This window comes from Streptomyces sp. NBC_00078, from assembly GCF_026343335.1.
Classification (GTDB): domain Bacteria; phylum Actinomycetota; class Actinomycetes; order Streptomycetales; family Streptomycetaceae; genus Streptomyces.
Window position 1 is genome coordinate 1055239 of the sequence record NZ_JAPELX010000001.1, and the last position, 15576, is coordinate 1070814.

The following is a 15576-nucleotide window of genomic DNA, read 5'->3' on the forward strand; positions in this document are numbered from 1 at the left end:
TGTGGCCCTGCCTTCCCCCCTCTCCCCTTCCGCATCAGGGATGTGCCCATGTCGAGCTCTTTCAACAGACGCCAGTTCCTGGCCGGTGCCACCTGCGTGGCCGCGGCGGCCGTTGCCGGAGGTGTGTTCGGCGCCGGCGTCGCCCAGGCGGCTCCCAGCACGTACACGCCCGACTGGAACTCGGTCGACCAGCACCCGCCGGCCCCGGAGTGGTTCCAGGACGCGAAGTTCGGCATCTACTTCCACTGGGGCGTCTTCAGCGTTCCCGCGTTCGGCAACGAGTGGTACCCGCGCAGCATGTACCAGGACGGAAGCAACGAGAACAAGCACCACATCGCGACCTACGGCCAGCCGTCGGCATGGCCGTACAACAACTTCATCGACGGAGCGCAGGACCTGGCGGGCAACTTCGTGAAGTTCGCGCCGAAGCTGAAGTCGGCCGGCGGGAAGTTCGACCCCGACGAGTGGGTGCAACTGTTTGTCGACGCCGGCGCGAAGTTCGCCGGCCCGGTCGCAGAGCACCATGACGGTTTCTCCATGTGGGACAGCCAGGTCAACGAGTGGAACTCGGTGAACAAGGGCCCGGGTCTCGACCTGCTGCGGCTGTTCACCACGGCGATCCGGGCCAAGGGCCTCAAGCTGCTGGTGGCCATGCACCACGCGTACCACTACAACGGCTTCTACGAGTTCGTCCCCGCGCAGACGGACCCCAGCCTCAAGAAGCTCTACGGCCAGCTGGGTTCGGCCGCGGAGAACCAGCTCTGGTACGGCAAGCTCAAGGAGGTCATCGACCGCGCCCAGCCCGACATCCTCTGGCAGGACTTCAAGCTCGACGCCGTCGACGAGACCAAGCGTCTGAACTTCCTGGCGTACTACTACAACCAGGCCAACGCCTGGGGCCGTGAGGTCGTCGCCACCTACAAAGACGGCATGAACGGCAAGGGCGAGGTCTTCGACTACGAACGCGGCGGCCCGGCCGACCTCACCGCACCGTACTGGCTGACCGACGACAGCATCTCCAGCAGCAGTTGGTGCTACACGCAGGGCATCGGCTACTACAGCATCCAGCAGATGCTTCACTCGTTCGTCGACCGGGTCAGCAAGAACGGCAACATGCTGCTGAACATCGCGCCGATGGCCGACGGCAGCATCCCCCAGGCGCAGAAGGACATCCTGCTCGGCATAGGTGACCACCTGAAGCGCTTCGGTGAGTCGTTGTACGGGACCCGCGCCTGGACGGCGTACGGCGAGGGCCCGACGAAGATGGGGGGTGGCGCCTTCACCACTCCCACGGCCGGCACTGCGCAGGACATCCGCTTCACCCGCAACAAGGCCAACAATGTGCTGTACGCCACCGTCCTGGGCTGGCCCGGCAGCTCGCTGACGATCAAGACCCTCAGCTCGGACCGGATCAACCTCTCCTCGCTGTCCTCGGTGAAGCTCCTCGGCAACACCGCCGGCACCTACATCGACCTGCCGGCTCCGGCCCAGAACTCCTCCGGCCTTACGGTCACCCTGCCGTCCTCGGCCCCCTACGGTGCCAACGCCTACGTCCTGAAGCTCTCTTTCTCCGGCACCATCCCGGGCATGCTGCCGTCCGCGGGCGTCGTCGCCTTCGCGGACGTCAACTACACCGGGAGCTCCGCCCCGTTCACCCTCGGCGACTACACGGCGGCCGACCTGAGCACGGCCGGACTGGGTGCGCGCACCATCTCCTCCCTCCGGCCGGCCCCCGGCTACCAGGTGATCGGCTACTCCGGAGACAACTTCACCGGCACGTCCTGGACCTTCACCGGCGACAACTCCGACCTCCGGGTCACCGGCAACAACGACCAGATCACCTCGCTGAGAGTCCAGTTCAACCCGGCGACGTACTTCCGGATCACCAACGTCACCGACGGTCTGGCCCTGGACAGCGGCGGCGGCGTGGCCTCCGGTTCCAACCTCAAGCAGTGGACCCCGGACAGCAGCACCAACCTGCAGTGGCAGGCGGAGGCGGTCTCAGGCGGCTACTACAAGCTGGTCAACCGCACGAACGGCATGGTCGCCGACGGCTGGGGCGAGACGGCCAACGGCTCCGCCGCCCGACAGGCCCCCTGGAACGGCGGCACCAACCAGCAGTGGACGATCACCCACCGGGGCAACGCCGGCTACTCGATCACCAACCGCACCACCGGCCTGGCCCTCGACGGCGGCGGCACCGTCGACTCGGGCTCCGTCACCAAGCAATGGACCTACGGCAGCAGCACCAACCTGCTGTGGACCTTCACCGCGCTGTAGCCGTCGCAGCGACCGTGCCGCCGCGTCCGCTTCCGTCGGCGGAGATGCACGAGCCGTAACCAGTGCCGGGGCGGCGGCTGCCGTCGGCCGGCGGCCGGCGGCGGTGCGAACCTCCGGCCGTGCGACCGGATTTCGGTCGCACGGCTGGAGGTTCGCACCGACACGGAAGGAATGTCTGAAAGGAATGTCTGAGGGGGCCCGGTTTCGGCCGCCGTCGCCGCGCCGGGCCTGTGGGATCGCGGCTTCCGTTGGGCATCCGTAGACCAACGACGGCCAACGCTTCGAACTGTGATGCTGCCGGACCCTGATTCGGGGCGGGTGCCCCGGGACGGGCGACCTCGCTCAATGAAGGGGACACGAAGCACCACGGATCCGGCTACGGGACATCCCGCTCCTGAGCGGTGCTGCCCGACCCTTCGGGGTCGGGCCGCTGCTTGTCTTCCCGTCCGGGGGCGGTGCCGGGTCCCGTACGAGTACGGTGCCGGGCACGCCGACCTGTCGTCCCATGGTCACTCCTACGGCGTCGGCGTGCGGCCAGATCCACTTCGGCGGGCGTGCCGCGATTGTGGTCGGGCGGGGCGCCGCGCGCCGGCTCCGCTCAGCCCCGCACCCGGCGGTCGGGAACGCGCCGGCCGGGGCGCCGTCGAGCAGAAGCGGACCTAGGCTGGGAGCTGGTGCTGGAACCAGCCCTGGCGGGCACAGCTGTCCGGACGGAGGCGACGCGCGTGAACATGGCCGGCGAGCAGGATGCCCGCACTGCCGCGCTTGTGGTGGGCCCGGACGGAGTGGTGAGCGGCTGGAGCGAGAGCGGGCAGCGGCTGCTGGGCTGGACGGCGGAGGACACCGTCGGGCGCCCCGTGACCGACCTGCTGGCCGCTCCCCCACCACCCGGCTTCCCCGACAGCGACGGCAGCGGCCCCGACCATCCGGGGCTCATCCCCCTGCGCCACCGGGACGGTTCCACGCTGGACGCTCTCGTGTCGGCTCATCCGCTGTTCGACGCCGACGGCCGCGCGCTGGGCCATGCGCTGACCGTCCAACGCTGGGAAAGCCGCCCGGTGATCGCCGACCTGGCCTTCGAGCAGTGCCCCTTCGCTCTGGGCGTCTACGACCCTGAGCTGCGGTTCCTGTGGATCAACGCCTCCTCGGGCCGGGTGATCGCGCACGCCGAGGAGCAGGTGCTCGGTAAGAGGTACCGCGATGTGCTTCCCGAATTCGACCGCTCCCTGTTTCCCGAAAGGGACGACAAGCCCTACACCGACCAGCTCTCCGAAGTGGCGAGGACGGGCAAGCCCGCGCGTCTCATCACCGTCTTCCGCCCCCTGGGCAGTAACTACGCCAACGCCTGGGCCACCAGCATCTGGCCCGTCCGGGACGCCGAGGGCAGGGTCCGCGGGGTCGCCAACTGGGGATTCGACATGAGCGCCGAGTACTGGGCCCGGCAGCGCCTGCTCATGCTCAACACGGCCAGCGGCGGCATCGGCCGGACACTCGACGTGATGGGCACCGCCCGGGAACTGGCCACGGCCCCGGTGCCGGCCTTCACCGACCTCGTCACCGTGGATCTCTTCGACGAGGTGCTGCGCGGGGAGGAGCCGCCCTCCGTGTCCGAGTTCACCCCCGGCGAGACCATCGTGCTCAGCCGTGCCGCCCAGCACAGCGCGAAGGAGGACACCGACCGGACTCCCGGGCCCACGGTTCCGGTCAGCCACGCTCCCGGTTCCGTCGCCGCCCGCTCCATGGCCACCGGCAGGTCCACGGTCCAGCTCGCGGCCGATCCCGGCCAGGGCGGGGAATGGGCCTTCGGACCCGGCCTCGCCGCCGACCCGGCCCACTGGCCACCGGGCAACCCGCTGATCGACGGGTCCATCGCCGCGGACGGACTGACCGGCCGGATCACCGTGCCGCTCCGGGCGCGCGGCGCGCTGCTCGGCGTGGTCGCCTTCTCCCGCCTCGACCGGCCCGAGGCCTTCACCGCCGACGACCTGATCCTCGCCGAAGAGCTGACCGCAAAGGCAGCCGTCGCCATCGACAACGCCCGCCGGTACTCGCGCGAGCGCACGACCGCGCTGACCCTGCAGCGCAGTCTGCTGCTGCAGCTGCTGCCGAGCCAGGAGGCGCTCGAGGTGGCCTCCCGCTATCTGCCCGCCGGCACCGACGCGGAAGTGGGTGGCGACTGGTTCGACGTCATTCCGCTCTCCGGCGCCCGGGTCGCCCTGGTCGTCGGCGATGTGGTCGGTCACGGCCTGCACGCCTCGGCCAGCATGGGCAGGCTGCGCACGGCGGTCCGCACGCTCGCCGACGTGGACCTGCCGCCGGACGAGTTGCTGACCCACCTGGACGACCTGGTCATCCACCTCGCCAGCGACCTCCAGCCCGCCGGCCAGTTCCAGCCGACCGGCGAGTTCGGGGCCACCTGTCTGTACACCGTCTACGACCCGGTCTCCCGCCGCTTCACCCTGGCGAGCGCAGGTCATCCGCTGCCACTCATCATCTCCCCGGACGGCACCAGGACCGCGGCACCCGCACAGCCGGGTCCACCGCTCGGAATCGGCGGGCTGCCTTTCGAATCCACCGAACTCGAGCTGCCCGAGGGCAGCCTGCTCGCCCTCTACACCGATGGGCTGGTGGAGAGCCGCGAGCGGGACGTCGACGAGGGGATCGCCGAACTGCTGCGGGTCCTCAACCATTCGGCCACCTCACTGGAGGACCTCTGCGACACGGTGCTGGACGCCATGCTTCCCGAACGCCGCACCGACGACGCCGCCCTGCTGCTCGCTCGCACGCACGCGCTGGATCCTCAGCACGTCGCCTACTGCGACATCGAACCCGACCCGGCGCAGGTGCCGCGCGCCAGGAAGTTCGCCCTCGACCAGCTGGAGGCCTGGGGCCTGGAGGAGGAGTCATTCGTCACCGAACTGGTGGTCAGCGAGCTGGTCACCAACGCCATCAGATACGGCGAGCCCCCGATCAGGCTGCGGCTCATTCGCGACACCTCCCTGATCTGCGAGGTCTCCGACGCCAGCAACACCTCGCCGCACCTGCGCCGGGCGCGCGCCTTCGACGAGGGCGGCCGGGGCCTGCTGCTCGTCGCCCAGCTCACCCAGGGGTGGGGCACCCGGCACACCACCGACGGCAAGACGATCTGGTGCGCACAAACCCTCACCGAGCGTGGGCAGCAATGAGATCCGACCCCGACGGGGCGGCGACGGGCCGACTCCCCCGGGGTCTCTGCTGCCTGCCGCCCGCCTGCACGGAAGCATGAGCCCGAACCGGGAACGGCGCCGCCTGCCCCTCAGGCTGCATCCTCGATCCGGATGCCGGTCTCCTTGGTGAACGGCTCGTAGACCGCCGTCTGGTCGGCGTCGCCGTACGCGCCGCCGCTGTCGCGGGCGACCAGCGTCTCGGAGCCCTTGCCGCCGCCGTTCACCCGCTGACGTGGAACGAGCTGCGGCATCGGCGGAGCTGTTCCAGCCGGCGCAACGCCCGCAAGGGGACACGGCCGCCGAATGCGGAGCTGGTTCTGCAGTATGGCTATCGAAGCGCTTCGACGATGCCATTCCCTCCAACGCGCTGTCAATGGACCAGCAAAAGAAAGTGTCTAGTGCTCTGACCGCATACCTTCGCCGGGTTGAGCGGGTGTGTGGCCATTGATGCCGGCTACCTGGCCGTGGCATCCGCCTATGCTCGGCTCGTGCAGCCGCTTTCCGACAGCAGCAATCCGTTGGTCACGGCGTTCCCAGCCGAGCTTGCAAGCGATGCCGAGGCAGTCCTGGCGGTGATGCCTGATTCTCGGTTCCCGCCGCATGCCTCGTTCTCGGTCGCTGTAGAGGGCCAGCAGGTTTTGATCCCCGGCCGCCTCTACAACGGCGAGCCGCCAACTGACGCGGTGGCGTCGCTTTCGTCGCGCCAACGGCAGCTTCTGCACTGTCTGTACTCAAGGCACTGCGACGGGGTGGTCAGACAGCGTCATCTGGAGAAGGTCGTTGGTTCCACGGACCCATGGGTCGTCCCCTTCGTCGTGCAGCTGGTTGGCGAGTACGTCTTGGAAATCCTGGTGGTCATCTGCGATGAGCTCCGTGGCCTCGCCACGCCCGGCACCTGCGGCCACCTCGCTTACGGGCAGTTCATCGTGGACAACCCGGCCTTCTTCGCACGCACGCAACGGCGGGTCGTGAGCTACTGGAACTGCTACTACCGGGGCACCTACGCGAGCTTCCGGGGCTACCCAGGGTGCACTCTTCTTGACCTCCTACGGTCCGCTGCCTCCGACAGAGCAGGGCGTCCCTGGCCCAACCTCGCTCCAGTCGGCGCCAGCGTGGACGGCTACTGCTAGGACTCGGCCGGGAAAGATATCCGGCCGGTCAAGCGGCATCGGCGAGGGGACGTCCGCCCCAACGGATGCCCTTCTCGCTGCGGATGCGAGCGCGCTCGCGGCGCTGGGCTGCCAGCACGTCGGGGTGACGGGCATTCGCGTTGCGCCAGCGCAGATAGGCGTGCAGGGCCCGGGTCTGCACGGTGTGGTTGCGGTGGTTGGAGTTCGCGACGGTGAACTGCCGCAACGGTCCGAAGTGCGCCTCGATCGGGTTGGCCCAGGACGCGTATGTCGGCGTGAAGCACAGCTCGACGCGGTTCTTCTTCGCCCAGCGGCGGATCGTCTCGCCCTTGTGGGCGGACAGGTTGTCCAGGATGACGTAGATCGGGGCGCCGTCCGGGCGGGCGGCCCGGATCGACCTGAGCGCGGCCAGGGTGTTCGCGGCCCCCTTCTTCCGGCGGTTGACGCCCCAGAGCGTGTCGTCGCCGACCGAATAGCAGCCGTGGAAGTACCTGACGCCGTGGGTGCGGTGGTAGGTCGCCGGGTGCCGCTCGGGATGACTGGCGGGAGCCCAGCACGCACCGCCGGTGGGGCGGATTCCGAGCGGGCCGAACTCGTCGAACGCGAAGACCCGGTCCGGGAAGCGGTCCAGGACCTCCTCGATCCGGTCCAGCTTTGCCTCGCGGTCGGGGTCCGGGGACTCCTTCCACGTCTTGGTGCGCTGGAAGGTGATGCCGCGGCGGGCGAGCAGACGGCGTAATGCCTCGCGACCGATGCGGATGACCCGCCCATGGACTTTCCGCAGGTAGGCGGCGAGTTTGCGGATGGACCAGCGGGTGAAGGGCTGGCCGAGCTTGGTCGGGCGGGTGGTGGCCGTCTGGACGACGAAGTCCTCGTCGTCAGGACTGAGCAGGCGGGGACGGCCTCCCGCCCACCGAGGGTCCAGACAGGCCAGGCCGATCTCGTTGAACCGGTGGATCACATCCCGGACTGTGTCCTCGTCGGCCTGCACCAGCTGGGCGATCACCGGGACCCGGTTCCCGCCAGCCGACGCCAGTAGCATCATCGCGCGTCGGAAGCGCACCGAACTGGTGCTGCCCCGGCGCACGATCTGCTGCAGCTTCTGCCCCTCCTGGTCGGTCAACCTGCGCACGCGGACAGGCTCAGCCACCGCACCCCCAGCACTCGGATCGGACGTCACCGCACATCCAACCGCCCCGACCACCAACCCGGCGAACCAATGTGGTCAGAGCACTAGGCGGTTGAGCCCCTCGTTTCGCAGGAAACATGTTCGTTAACTTTTCGCCTGCAAGTGAAGCGCTTCGACAGCCTCCGCAGGTAGGCCGCCGCCATGAGTCTTGAGTTGAACCGCAGAAGCTTCGTCAGCGCAGCAGCCTCGGTCGCGTGAGCGGCCGAAGCGACCGTGCTCCCGTCCGCCCGCGGGGTGCGGTCGTCCGGTGTCCGGAGCGAGCAGTCGGCCGAGCAACCCGCCGAGCAGTTCCCACCCGCCACCTGCACCCACGGCATGCTCACGGGCAGCCCCGCCCTCGCCCGGCACCGCTCGCGCGGTTCTGGGAGGGCACTGATCTCCAAAAGACCGTCCAAGGTCGCCGGCGGCTTCACCGGCCGGGTCATCGGCATGTACGCCGCCGCAGGCACCGTCCACTTCGACTGGTTCGACTACGAGCCCCTCGACGGCTGAACCAAGCCGCCGGCCGCCACCCTCCGCCGACAGGGACACCGGACTCCCCGCCATGGGGCGACCGGAGCCTGCCGGCCCGTCCTCCCCGACGGGCTCGGCAGGCCGGCCCTGAAAGCCGGGATCGGCACGACCCGCATCGCCCCATGGACCTGCGGCGACAGGCGCGGTGCGGCGACGCTGATCTTCCACTTCCACAGTGGCGCCAAGGTGAAGTACAAGGTCACCAAGTCCGGAGGCTCGGTCACCGGAACGGTCGTCAAGGATTCCTGACCGGCCGCCCCTTCGCCCTGGTCGCCCGTCTCCCGGGCGACCAGGGCACCGGCGTCCCTCACACGCGGGTCCACTTCTGGCCGGCCTGGCCGTTGCAGCTCCACAGGACCAGCGGTGTTCCGTCGGCGGTGCCGGACCGGTCGGAGTCGAGGCACAGCCCGGCGTGGACGTTGCGGATCGACCCGTCGGAGCCGACCGTCCATTTCTGGTTGTCCTGGCCGTTGCAGGGCCAGGTGATGACCCGGGTGCCGTTGGCGGTCCCCTGGTCGTAGGCGTCCAGGCACTTGTCGCCGAAGACGCGGATCTCACCGCCGGCCCACGTGGTCCACAGCTGGTTGGCGGCCGTGTGGCAGTCCCAGATCAGCACGGTGGCCCCGGCCGCCGTGGAGGCGTTGTCCACGTCCATGCAGCGGCCGGACACGTTGCCGCGCAGACGCGAGGTGGTGGCGGCCAGCGGGCTGCCACCGCTCACCCGGAACACGGCCACCCCGTGCGCGGGGACACTCGCCGAGATCTGTCCGGACGTACTCGACGTGCCGCCGGTCCACAGGTCGGTGAGGGTGAACGGCCCACCGGACAGGCCGACTTGTGCGGCCGTCGTCGTGACCGTCGCCGTGTCGCCTCCCCGGTTGAACAGGCCCACCGCGACCGAGCCGTCGGACAGCGGCTTGGCGAAAATCTCGGTACCGCCGTCGTCGCGCACCCTGCGCCCGCCGGCGCCCAGCGGATCCTGGTCGACCGCCAGCAGACGCGGGTTGCGCAGGATCGCGCTCACGTCGGCGGACATGGTGCGGATGTCGTTGCCGGCCATGAGCGGGGAGCCCATCAGGGCCCAGAGGGCGAAGTGGGAGCGGGACTCGGTCAGTGACAGGCCGGGGCGCCCGACGACCAGCATGTCGGGGTCGTTCCAGTGGCCCGGCCCCGACTGCGCCGCCAGCGGCGCGGTGACGTCCAGGACGTTGCCGACGCCCATCGGGTAGCTGTTGGTGTTGCCGTTCTGCCAGATGTCGAGCAGATCCTCGGTCGTCCGCCACAGGTCGGCGACCTCGCCCCAGTTGTAGGTGGCGCCGGTGATGGCGTGGAAGCTGTTGGGGTTGATGCTGTAGACGATCGGCCGCCCGGTGGCACGCAGGGCGTCGCGCATGAGCGTGAAGCGCGCGACCTGCTCGTCGCGGGTACCGCTGGAGGAACACCAGTCGTACTTGAGGTAGTCGACGCCCCATGAGGCGAACGTGGCGGCGTCCTGGGCCTCGTGTCCCCTGCTGCCCGTCGACCCGGGATAGGAGCCGCTGGTCTGCGCGCAGGTGCGTTCGCCCGGCACCTGGTAGATGCCGAACTTCAGTCCCTTGCCGTGGATGTAGTCCCCGAGCGCCTTCATCCCGCTCGGGAACTTGGCCGCGTTGGCCCGCAGGTTGCCCGCCGCGTCACGCTGCGGGTCGAACCAGCAGTCGTCGACCACCACGTACCGGTATCCGGCGTCCCGCATGCCCGAGGACACCATGGCGTCGGCGGCCTGGTGCACCTGGGACTCGGTGATCCCGCACCCGAAGCTGTTCCAGCTGTTCCAGCCCAACGGTGGGGTGAGCGCCGGGCTGCCGGGCGCGGCCGAGGCGGTGGAGTGGACGGAGGCCGCCACGGAGGCGGTGACCGTCAACGCGGCCGCCGCGAGGAGGCGGAACAGGCGTCCGACTGATCGTGTGGGCACCGGGGCTCCTTTCCAGGAAGGGCGCCATGGAGTGGGTGACGCGCGACGCATGCTGTCACGTTCATGACATTGCCGGAAGGAGGCTGAGCGTTCGCAATTTCGATGACTGTTCGGAAAGTTCTGATCTCCAACGGATACTAGAGAGGCGTCCGAACATGTCAACACCGGCCGCCTCAAGGGCTCATCGATGCACCCGGGGGCGCGGTAAACCCGCGGCCGAGCTGCCCTTTCCGGACGGCCAACCCACGGTAGCGGGGCCACGGAAGGCCTCGAATGTTTCGATATGCTTGGCGAATCATGCGAGAGGTATTGACGGTCCGGGCCAACCTCGTAGCATCCTGGATGCTCGACAAGCCGATCTGCGTTCGACATCACGAACCATGATGGATCCACCCGGCCCCCTTCACGCCGCATGAACCAGGGGCCGCACCCGCGAACCAGGGGCCGCCACAAGGGAGAACCACGTCATGGATATGTCATGCCCTCATCAACCCATGCCTCGCCGCCGCGCGCTGACCGCCGCCACCGGCCTGGCCACCGGCATGTTCCTGCCGCCGGCCGGAGCCTCCCGCACCGCCGCCGCCCCTCCAGCACAGGAGCCGGCCCTCACGGCCGCCGCGGCTTACACGAACCCGGTGATCTGGCAGGACTTCGCGGATATCGACGTCATCCGCGTCGGCAGCACCTACTACGCCTCGGCCTCGACGATGCACTACTCGCCGGGCGCACCCGTCCTGCGCTCGTACGACCTGGTGAACTGGGAGATCGCCGGTCACTCGGTGCCTGTCCTCGACTTCGGCGCCAAGTACGACCTCAACGGTGCCCGTGGCTATGTGAGAGGGATCTGGGCGTCGTCGCTGGCCTACCGTCCGAGTAACAGGACGTTCTACTGGCTCGGCCAGATCGACTTCGCCCGGACGTACGTCTACACCGCGACCGCAGTCGAGGGTCCGTGGAGCCGGCTCACCACGATCGGCACTCCCTACTACGACGCGGGGTTGCTCGTCGACACCGACGACACCTTGTACGTGGTGTACGGGAACACCACCATCAGCGTGGCCCAGCTCTCGCCCGACGGCCGCAGCCAGGTCCGCACACAGCAGGTGTTCACCACACCGTCCAGTGTCGGCACCCTTGAGGGCTCCCGCTTCTACAAGATCAACGGGCAGTACTACATCTTCCTGACCCGCCCCGCGAACGGGCAGTACATCCTGAAGTCGTCGAACGGCCCCTTCGGTCCGTACACGATGCGACAGGTGCTCCTCGACCTGCGCGGGCCGATTTCCGGCGGTGGCGTGCCGCACCAGGGCGGGCTGGTGCAGACGCAGAGCGGAGCCTGGTACTACCTGGCCTTCGTGGACGCGTACCCCGGCGGGCGGATGCCTGCCCTGGCCCCGGTGACCTGGACCCCGGACGGCTGGCCCGTCGTGCAACTCGTCAACGGCGCATGGGGCACCTCGTATCCCAGCCCGGCCGTGCCCGCTCCGCCCCGCCAGGTCACGCCCATGAGCGGTGTCGACACCTTCGACGGTGCGACTCTCAAGCCGGGGTGGGAGTGGAACCACAACCCGGACAACACCAAGTGGTCGGTGGACAACGGCCTGACTCTGCGGACCGCGACCGTCACCGATGACCTGTACTGGGCCCGCAACACCCTCACGCACCGCATCCAGGGCCCCACCTCCACCGCCACGGTCCAGCTCGACCACTCCACGATGCGGGACGGCGACCGGGCCGGGCTCGCGCTGCTGCGTGACTCCTCCGCGTGGATCGGTGTCAGGCGCGACAGCGCCGCGACCAGGGTGTCCATGGTCAACGGGCTGACCATGGACGGCAACTGGAACACCACCGGCACCGGCACCGAGGTCGCGAGCGCGCCCGTCTCCGGCGGCCGGATCTGGCTGCGCGCGAGCGCGGACATCCGTCCCGGCGCGCCACGTCCCGGCACCTTCTCCTACAGCACCGACGGCATCCACTTCACCCGCCTCGGGCCCGCCTTCTCCATGGGCAACGACTGGCGGTTCTTCATGGGCTACCGATTCGCCCTCTTCAACCACGCCACGCAGGCTCTCGGCGGCGCAGTCCGCGTCACGCGGTTCGAGCTGTCGACGCCCTGAACCGATCGGAGGATCGCACACCCCCCCCACGCCCAACCATACGAGGAGAACCATGAACCCGCTGAAGCGGCTCGGCCGTCGCCGAGCCTCGGTGTTGTCCCTGCTGACCGTGGCCGCCCTGGCGGCGCCCGGCGCCGCGAGCGCCGCACCCGACGCCGTCCGGGCCTCCACTCTCGGGGCCCAAGCAGCCCAGTCCGGACGGTACTTCGGGACCGCCGTGGCCGCTGGAAGGCTCGGCGACGGCACGTACTCCGCGATCCTGGACCGCGAGTTCAACGCGGTCACGCCCGAGAACGAGATGAAGTGGGACACCACCGAGCCGTCCCGCGGCAACTTCAACTTCGGACCCGGCGACCAGATCGTCAACCGCGCCGCCGCGCACGGGCAGCGGATGCGCGGACACACGCTGGTCTGGCACTCCCAACTGCCCGGCTGGGTCAGCTCCATCAGGGACGCGAACACCCTGCGCAGCGTGATGAACAACCACATCACCACCGAGATGAACCACTACAAGGGCAAGATCTACGCCTGGGACGTGGTCAACGAGGCCTTCGCCGACGGCGGCAGCGGCCAGCACCGCTCCTCGGTCTTCCAGAACCTGCTGGGCGACGGCTTCATCGAGCAGGCCTTCCGCACCGCACGCTCCGCCGACCCGGCGGCCAAGCTCTGCTACAACGACTACAGCATCGAGAACTGGAGCGACGCCAAGACCCAGGGCGTCTACCGCATGGTGCGCGACTTCAAGGCGCGCGGTGTGCCCATCGACTGCGTCGGCCTCCAGTCCCACTTCGGCGCCGGCGGCCCGCCGTCGAGCTTCCAGACGACGCTGTCGAACTTCGCCGCTCTCGGCGTGGACGTACAGATCACCGAACTCGACATCGCCCAGGCGTCGCCGACGGCGTACGCCAACACCGTCAAGGCGTGCATGAACGTCGCGCGCTGCACCGGCATCACCGTCTGGGGCATCCGTGACAGCGACTCCTGGCGCAGCGGGGAAAACCCGCTGCTGTTCGACCGCAACGGCAACAAGAAGGCCGCCTACGGGTCGGCGCTGACCGCGCTGGGCGGCACGGCCGCGACACGGAGCGCGACCGGCGGCTGAGCCTGCTCACCCAGGCCGATTCGACCTGCTGACCATGTGGGCCCCGCCGCTCGTGCGGGGCCCACGCCCACGTTCCCTCCGCCATTCCGGCGGCGCCGCGAGGCTCGGCCTCTTCCCGTGAGAAATCGTCGGCAACCTTTGCGCCTCCGGCGGTCACTGAACAGTGGACATCGGCTCGATCTTGCGAACGGACAGAGAATGAACACACCGAGGCAGGCCGCGCGGCAGCGCAGACAAAGACGCAAGCTCGTGCTGGGCGGCACTTCGGCGCTGATCGCCGTGGGCGTTCTCGCCTACCTGGTCATGGCGTTGCTCCCCGATCGCAACCCCGATGCGGCACCTGCCGCTGCCACTCCGCTCGCCACCTCCCAGGTGAAGGCCTCCGCCTCCGCCGGCACAGGCACCCCGACCGCGAAGGCGAGCCCGACCGGCTCCTCCTCTCCGACCGGCTCCGCCTCCCCGAAGGGTGCCGCGAACAGCACGTCAGCACGACCGTCGCCCACAAACACCCCGCGGTCCGGGCAAAAGTCCGCCACGACCCCGCAGGCGGGTCGACTTCAGCCCCACACCACCTACCAGGGCGTCGCCACCGCCTACGAGGCCGCGGACGGAAACGGCGCCTGCCTGTTCGGCCCGAGCCCCGATCTCATGATCGCGGCCATGAACACCACCGACTACGAGACGTCCAAGGCGTGCGGGGCCTACGTGCTCGTCCGCGCGGCCAACGGCAAATCCATCACGGTGCGGATCACCAACGAGTGCCCCCTGCCCTGCGCACCCGGGCAACTCGACCTCAGCCAACAGGCATTCGCCAAACTCGCCGACCTCACGGTCGGCCGGATCCCCATCACCTGGAGCCTGGTGAGCCCCAGCACCTCCGGCACGATCTCCATGCGGTACAAGACCGGCTCCAGTGCCTACTGGTGTGCCATCCAAGCGATCGGCCACCGCAACCCGGTCACCAGGCTGGAGGTCCGCACCTCAGGTGGCTGGCGGCAACTGCCCCGCACCGCCTACAACTACTTCCTCTCGGCGGACGGCAGCGGGTGCGGCGGCGCCATCAGACTCACCGACATCTACGGCGAACGACTGACCATCACGGGAATAGCGGTACGCCCGAACGTCGTGCAGCCCACCGGCGTCCAGTTCGCGCGGCACTGATCCCCTCGCCCGCCCAGGGCCGACCACAGCGCACTGCGGGCCGAGGTCGTCCGCGTCCTGCCTCGGACGCGGACGATCTCGGCCCTGATGTCGGGTCAGCCGCCGCTGACGGTCAGGTTGTTGGTGGTGAAGTTGAGCCCGCCGGACGACGAGGTGATCTCATAGCCGAACTGCACGTCGCCGATGGTCTCGTTGCCGGACATCCAGCCCTTGGTGTGGGCGATCCAGCCGAGGATGGGCTTGACGTCCACGGTGCCGGAGCTGGAGTCGGACGTCCGCAGGAACGAGAACACCTGGTTCGACCCGTTGGTGCCCTTGTAGACGTTCCAGTTGCTGCCACCGACCGTGACGTTGTCCTGGAACGAGCCGATCGGGCCGACGGATCCGTTGTAGTTGACCCAGAGCATGATCTCGTACCGGTGGTTGGTGTCCCAGATGTCGTACGACGTGTTGTACGCGCCGGACGACGGGACACTGACGTTGTAGTTGCTGTTGAGCCAGCCGAGGGAGTCGATCGTCTTGTTGATCGTCTTCGTCGAGTTGGCGTAGGACTTGATACCGCCGGTGTTGGGGTGGTTGGCCCAGACACCCCAACTCGTCCCGGAGTTGGCCCAGATGCACTGGGCGCCGGAGCCGGAGCCCCAGATGTTGTTGTAGAGCTTGTAGCCGTCCAGGCTCGTGCTGCCGTACTGGTCACAGGTGTTCCAGACGGCGGCGGACGCGGGGGCGGAAGCCAGGCCGACGGTGGCACCGAGAGCCATCGCCGGCGCCAGCGCCGCCATGGTGATCCTGCGTATCGCGCTTTTTACCATGGTGTCCCTTCCACGGGTGGGGGGAATTGTGGGGGTGTTACCACGCCCCTGAAGGAGGGCGTGGTCCTCTCCGGTGACGATCTCGATCGGCTGCGCGTCACCGGAAGAAGTC

The 15576-nt window shown here is 68.8% G+C and carries 10 protein-coding genes and 2 pseudogenes; 8 read left to right on the forward strand and 4 right to left on the reverse strand.

All coding sequences use genetic code 11. The features are described from left to right. Positions 1-48 precede the first annotated feature (48 nt). Both OOK07_RS04890 and OOK07_RS04895 read left to right on the forward strand, forming a co-directional pair. A complete protein-coding gene (locus tag OOK07_RS04890; protein WP_266795178.1) occupies positions 49-2280 on the forward strand; it encodes an alpha-L-fucosidase in 2232 nt (743 codons plus the stop codon). A 731-nt stretch (positions 2281-3011) separates the two neighbouring features. Next, complete coding sequence (locus OOK07_RS04895; protein WP_266801894.1) at positions 3012-5465, forward strand: SpoIIE family protein phosphatase; 2454 nt, start codon at positions 3012-3014, stop codon at positions 5463-5465. A 110-nt stretch (positions 5466-5575) separates the two neighbouring features. Here the strand turns inward: OOK07_RS04895 and OOK07_RS04900 are convergent, their stop codons facing one another. Then, a complete protein-coding gene (locus OOK07_RS04900; protein WP_323178069.1) occupies positions 5576-5737 on the reverse strand; it encodes a hypothetical protein in 162 nt (53 codons plus the stop codon). A gap of 237 nt (positions 5738-5974) precedes the next feature. On the opposite strand from OOK07_RS04900, the gene OOK07_RS04905 reads away from it, so the two are divergent. Then, the gene (locus OOK07_RS04905; RefSeq protein WP_266795180.1) at positions 5975-6616 is read left to right on the forward strand and encodes a hypothetical protein; all 642 of its coding nucleotides are present in this window, start codon (positions 5975-5977) and stop codon (positions 6614-6616) included. A 28-nt stretch (positions 6617-6644) separates the two neighbouring features. On the opposite strand, the gene OOK07_RS04910 is transcribed toward OOK07_RS04905, so the two are convergent. Continuing rightward, positions 6645-7766 (reverse strand): IS630 family transposase, encoded by a 1122-nt coding sequence (locus OOK07_RS04910; protein WP_323182926.1) that lies wholly within the window; start codon positions 7764-7766, stop codon positions 6645-6647. 429 nt (positions 7767-8195) lie between these two features. On the opposite strand from OOK07_RS04910, the pseudogene OOK07_RS43620 reads away from it, so the two are divergent. Together OOK07_RS43620 and OOK07_RS43405 are read left to right on the forward strand one after the other, a co-directional pair. Then, positions 8196-8297 (forward strand): annotated as a pseudogene (locus OOK07_RS43620) (beta-xylosidase family glycoside hydrolase); the annotation flags it as partial. A 180-nt stretch (positions 8298-8477) separates the two neighbouring features. Further along, positions 8478-8567 carry a hypothetical protein gene (locus OOK07_RS43405; RefSeq protein WP_353963547.1) on the forward strand — a complete coding sequence of 30 codons (90 nt, stop codon included), beginning with the start codon at positions 8478-8480 and terminating at the stop codon, positions 8565-8567. A gap of 58 nt (positions 8568-8625) precedes the next feature. Here OOK07_RS43405 and OOK07_RS04920 read toward each other — a convergent pair whose 3' ends face one another. After that, on the reverse strand, positions 8626-10272 hold the full coding sequence (locus OOK07_RS04920) for a glycoside hydrolase family 27 protein (protein ID WP_266795183.1): 1647 nt from the start codon (positions 10270-10272) through the stop codon (positions 8626-8628). Between the two features lie 494 nt (positions 10273-10766). Between OOK07_RS04920 and OOK07_RS04925 the strand changes: the two genes are divergently transcribed. The 3 genes and pseudogenes from OOK07_RS04925 (at position 10767) to OOK07_RS04935 (ending at position 14652) form a co-directional block, all read left to right on the forward strand. Then, the gene (locus OOK07_RS04925) at positions 10767-12389 is read left to right on the forward strand and encodes a glycoside hydrolase family 43 protein (protein ID WP_266795184.1); all 1623 of its coding nucleotides are present in this window, start codon (positions 10767-10769) and stop codon (positions 12387-12389) included. A 52-nt stretch (positions 12390-12441) separates the two neighbouring features. Then, positions 12442-13482, forward strand: a pseudogene (locus OOK07_RS04930) (endo-1,4-beta-xylanase); the annotation flags it as partial. A 207-nt stretch (positions 13483-13689) separates the two neighbouring features. Next, positions 13690-14652: an expansin EXLX1 family cellulose-binding protein gene (locus OOK07_RS04935; RefSeq protein ID WP_266795185.1), complete on the forward strand. Its 963-nt coding sequence runs from the start codon at positions 13690-13692 to the stop codon at positions 14650-14652. Positions 14653-14747: 95 nt separating this feature from the next. Here OOK07_RS04935 and OOK07_RS04940 read toward each other — a convergent pair whose 3' ends face one another. Beyond that, entirely contained in the window at positions 14748-15464 is a 717-nt protein-coding gene (locus OOK07_RS04940; protein WP_266677319.1) for a GH12 family glycosyl hydrolase domain-containing protein, read from the reverse strand. Positions 15465-15576: the final 112 nt, after the last annotated feature.

Excerpts from the sequence above, each read along its gene's own strand:
- OOK07_RS04890 (WP_266795178.1), top strand. The coding sequence starts at position 49 with ATGTCGAGCTCTTTCAACAGACGCCAGTTCCTGGCCGGTGCCACCTGC.
- OOK07_RS04895 (WP_266801894.1), top strand. The coding sequence starts at position 3,012 with ATGGCCGGCGAGCAGGATGCCCGCACTGCCGCGCTTGTGGTGGGCCCG.
- OOK07_RS04900 (WP_323178069.1), bottom strand. The coding sequence starts at position 5,737 with ATGCCGCAGCTCGTTCCACGTCAGCGGGTGAACGGCGGCGGCAAGGGC.
- OOK07_RS04925 (WP_266795184.1), top strand. The coding sequence starts at position 10,767 with ATGCCTCGCCGCCGCGCGCTGACCGCCGCCACCGGCCTGGCCACCGGC.
- OOK07_RS04935 (WP_266795185.1), top strand. The coding sequence starts at position 13,690 with ATGAACACACCGAGGCAGGCCGCGCGGCAGCGCAGACAAAGACGCAAG.
- OOK07_RS04940 (WP_266677319.1), bottom strand. The coding sequence starts at position 15,464 with ATGGTAAAAAGCGCGATACGCAGGATCACCATGGCGGCGCTGGCGCCG.